General features: G+C 62.9%; 4 protein-coding genes. All 4 read left to right on the top strand.

Annotation, left to right across the window (positions count from 1 at the left end; genetic code table 11):
• Window positions 1-60 precede the first annotated feature (60 nt).
• On the top strand, window positions 61-2,487 hold the full coding sequence (gene pheT, locus AC1DYX_RS28750) for a phenylalanine--tRNA ligase subunit beta (protein ID WP_477265264.1): 2,427 nt from the start codon (window positions 61-63) through the stop codon (window positions 2,485-2,487).
• A gap of 238 nt (window positions 2,488-2,725) precedes the next feature.
• Window positions 2,726-3,121, top strand: a complete 396-nt coding sequence (locus tag AC1DYX_RS28755; protein ID WP_477265270.1) for an integration host factor subunit alpha — start codon at window positions 2,726-2,728, stop codon at window positions 3,119-3,121.
• A 22-nt stretch (window positions 3,122-3,143) separates the two neighbouring features.
• Complete coding sequence (locus AC1DYX_RS28760) at window positions 3,144-3,551, top strand: MerR family transcriptional regulator (protein ID WP_477265266.1); 408 nt, start codon at window positions 3,144-3,146, stop codon at window positions 3,549-3,551.
• 190 nt (window positions 3,552-3,741) lie between these two features.
• Window positions 3,742-4,052, top strand: a 311-nt coding sequence (locus AC1DYX_RS28765; protein WP_477265268.1) for a response regulator, incomplete at its 3' end; no start/stop codon positions are given.

The following is a 4,052-nucleotide window of genomic DNA, read 5'->3' on the forward strand; positions in this document are numbered from 1 at the left end:
GGCACGGGGTGCCCACCCTACCAGCCGAACACGTCCGATAAAAAAGAAGGCAAACAGATTATGCAATTCTCCGAAAACTGGCTCCGTTCCATGGTCGATCCGAAGATGAATTCGGACGAACTCGCGCACCTGCTCACGATGTCCGGCCTGGAAGTGGAAGAGGTCGAACCGGTCGCGCCGCCGTTCTCCAACGTCGTCGTGGCGCAAGTCATGGAAGTAACCAGGCATCCGAACGCGGACCGCCTCAACGTGTGCCAGGTCGATGCCGGTACCGGCACCTTGCTGAACATCGTCTGCGGCGCCCCGAACGTGCGCGCCGGCATGAAGGCGATCTGTGCGAAGGCTGGCGCCGTGCTGCCGCCGGGTCCGGACGGCAAGCCGTTCGAAATCAAGGTCGGCAAGCTGCGCGGCGTGGAATCGCAGGGCATGATGTGCTCCGCGAAAGAACTCAAAATCTCGGAAGAGAGCAATGGCCTGATGGAGTTGCCGGAAGACGCACCGGTTGGCCAGAACATCCGCGACTACCTCGGCCTGAACGACCTCAGGTTCACGATCAAACTCACGCCGAACAAGGCCGATTGCCTGTCCGTGCTGGGCGTGGCGCGCGAAGTGTCGGCGCTGACCGGCGTGCCGATGTCGCTGCCGCAATTCCGCCCCGTGACCGTGAATACGGACGAAGTGCTGCCCGCGAAGATTTCCGCGACCGACCTGTGCGGCCGCTTCACGGGCCGCGTCATCCGCGGCCTGAACGCGAAGGCCGCTACCCCGGAGTGGATGAAGCGCCGTCTCGAGCGCAGCGGCCAGCGTTCCGTGTCGGCCCTCGTCGACATCTCGAACTACGTGATGCTGGAAGTGGGCCGTCCGTCGCACGTATTTGACCTGGACAAGATCCACGGCAGCCTGGACGTGCGCTGGGGCCGCAAGGGTGAGTCGCTGAAGCTGCTGAACGGTAACACGATCGAGGTCGACGAGTGGGTCGGCGTCATCGCCGACGAGAAAGAGATCGAGTCGCTGGCCGGCATCATGGGCGGCGATTCCACCGCCGTCACCCTGGACACGACAAATATCTACCTGGAAGCCGCGTTCTGGTGGCCGAACGCCATCCAGGGCCGCGCGCGCCGCTACAATTTTTCGACGGATGCGGCGCACCGCTTCGAGCGCGGCGTCGACTATGCGACGACCGTGGAACACGTCGAGCGCCTGACGTCGCTGATCGTCGAGATCTGCGGGACGGCCGACACGCAGGTCGGTCCGATCGACGACCAGGCGCCGAACCTGCCGCAACGCAAGCCGGTCACCCTCCGTACCGCGCGCGCCGCGAAGGTCATCGGCGTGCCTGTCACGGACGACATGGTCGCCGACATCTTCACGCGCCTGCAGTTGCCGTTCACCCGTGACAATGGCCTGTTCCACGTGACGGCACCGTCGTACCGCTTCGACATCGAGATCGAGGAAGACCTGATCGAGGAAGTGGCGCGCGTGTATGGCTTCGAGAACATCCCGACGCTCCCGCCCGTGGCGCCGTCCGCGATGCTGATCGAGCCCGAAAACACCCGCTCGCTGTTCGCCATCCGCCACCAGCTGGCCGACCTGGGCTACCAGGAAGTCGTGAACATGAGCTTCGTCGAACAGCAATGGGAAACGGATTTCGCCGACAACGCCGAGCCGATCCGCCTGCAGAACCCGATCGCGAGCCAGATGAGCGTGATGCGTTCCACGCTGATCGGCAGCCTCGTCGCCAACGTGCGCTACAACCTGAACCGCAAGGCGGGCCGCGTGCGCGTGTTCGAAGTGGGCGCCGTCTTCCTGCGCAATGCAGAGGCGCAGGACGGACCGCTGACCGTCGCCGGTTTCGACCAGCCCAAGCGCGTCGCCGCGATCGCCTACGGTCCGGCCGCCGACGAGCAATGGAGCCTGCCGACCCGCGCCGTCGACTTCTTCGACGTCAAGGGCGACCTGGAAGCCCTGTTCGCGCCGCGCGCCGTGCGCTTCAACAAGACGGAACACCCGGCGCTGCACCCGGGCCGCTGCGCGTCGGTCGAGGTGGACGGCAGGATCGTCGGCCTCATCGGCGAGTTGCATCCGCGCTGGCTGCAGAAGTACGACCTGCCGCAGGCGCCGGTGCTGTTCGAGGTGGACGCCGATGTGCTGCGCGCGCGCGACGTGCCGCGCTACACCGAGATTTCCAGGTTCCCGGGTGCCACGCGCGACCTGGCGCTGATCGTCAAGCAGGACGTTCCGGCGCAGGCGCTGCTCGATGCTTTCCAGTCGGAACTGGCGTCGAATCCGCTCGGCAAACTCGTGCAAGCCGTTGTTTTGTTTGATGAATACCGTGGCAAAGGATTGGAACAAGATGAAAAAAGTCTTGCTTTCCGCTTTGGCTTGCAAGATACTCAATCCACGCTCCAGGACGATGCGGTCGATGAAATCATGACCGCGCTCGCTACTGCGGCGCAACAAAAACACGGCGCAAAATTGCGTTCGTAATAAAGGCCCACAGGCCTAAAAGGGGCCTCGAGCAACCGTCGCGAGCGGCAGCAGTGGCGGTCGAGAAGCGCAGCCGTACTTACGGTACGGCGAGCATCGCAGACCGCCAATGCAACGCGCAGCAGGTTGATCGAGCCCCCACCACAATCCAGAACAAAAGGTAGGGCTGAAAATTAACAACAACGACGTAGATTCCGCCGTGCTCCAGGAAGCGCTGGCCGCTGACCTGCATCGTGCGATGCAGGTGGCCAAGGTACGGCAGGAAGCGGAGAAGGAACTGCCGACCCTGACCAAGGCCGAGCTGGCGGAACTGCTGTTCGAGCAGGTCGGCCTGAACAAGCGCGAAGCCAAGGACATGGTCGAGACGTTCTTCGACGAGATCCGCAATGCGCTCGAGCGCGGCGAGGCAGTCAAGCTGTCCGGCTTCGGCAACTTCCAGTTGCGCGACAAGCCGCAGCGTCCTGGCCGCAATCCGAAAACCGGGGAAGAAATCCCCATCACGGCGCGCCGCGTCGTGACGTTCCACGCCAGCCAGAAACTGAAGGGCATGGTCGAGGAGGCCAACCCGGGCAGTCCGCGTACGCCGGATAATCCGGACAGCCCCGACGGTCCTTCGCTGGCGCGGGCAGCCTGATAAGCCGTCAAGGCAATGAGCGATGAACGACCGACCGAACAAGATGGATCCGACCGTGCTGCCGCCGATCCCGGCCAAGCGCTATTTCACGATTGGCGAAGTCAGCGAATTGTGCGGGGTCAAGCCGCATGTGCTCCGTTACTGGGAGCAGGAATTTACCCAGCTTAAGCCGGTCAAACGCCGTGGAAACCGCCGCTATTACCAGCACCACGAGGTACTGCTGATCCGGCGTATCCGTGAACTGTTGTACGAGCAGGGCTTCACCATCAGCGGTGCGCGTAACCGCCTGGATGGTCGGGGCCAGCACGACGCCGAGCCACTGCCGGAAATGCCACCACCGCCGGTCATGCCGACCATCGCGCCGGAGCAGTTGCGTGCCGAGCTGCACGCGATTCTCGCGCTGCTCAAGCACGGCTCGCCGGCCGCTTGACGCGGCCCCCTGGTGCGGCCGTCGACAGGGAGCCAAGCCTGGCCAGCTCAGGCGTGCGCGCCTGTTGTTCTGCACCCCGGAGGTGCTAAAATGTCATTTGCAGTTTGCTGACTCAAACGCATGACCTTACCGGGGGCGTGAGGTGTCAGCCTCGGCTCTTTCCTGTATCGGGAAAACTTAAGGGAAGACAATGATACGCGTTGCCATTTGTGACGATCACCAGATAGTTCGAGCAGGTTTCAAACAGATTTTTTCATCGTCCGGCGAATTCGAAGTCGTCGCCGAAGGCGCGACTGGCCGTGAAGCCCTCGACATCGCGCGTCGCGAGATCTGCGATGTGCTGCTGCTGGATATCGCCATGCCGGACCAGAGCGGCATCGATATCCTGCGTACCATTCGCCAGGGTCAGCCCAATTTGCCGGTGCTGATCCTGTCCGGCTATCCAGCCCAGCAATATGCACTGAACCTGTTCAAGATGGGTGCCAACGGTTACCTGAACAA

This window comes from Massilia sp. P2_C2, assembly GCF_056404615.1.

Coding starts and splice junctions, on each gene's coding strand:
- pheT (WP_477265264.1), top strand. CDS start 61: ATGCAATTCTCCGAAAACTGGCTCCGTTCCATGGTCGATCCGAAGATG.
- AC1DYX_RS28755 (WP_477265270.1), top strand. CDS start 2,726: ATGCAGGTGGCCAAGGTACGGCAGGAAGCGGAGAAGGAACTGCCGACC.
- AC1DYX_RS28760 (WP_477265266.1), top strand. CDS start 3,144: ATGAACGACCGACCGAACAAGATGGATCCGACCGTGCTGCCGCCGATC.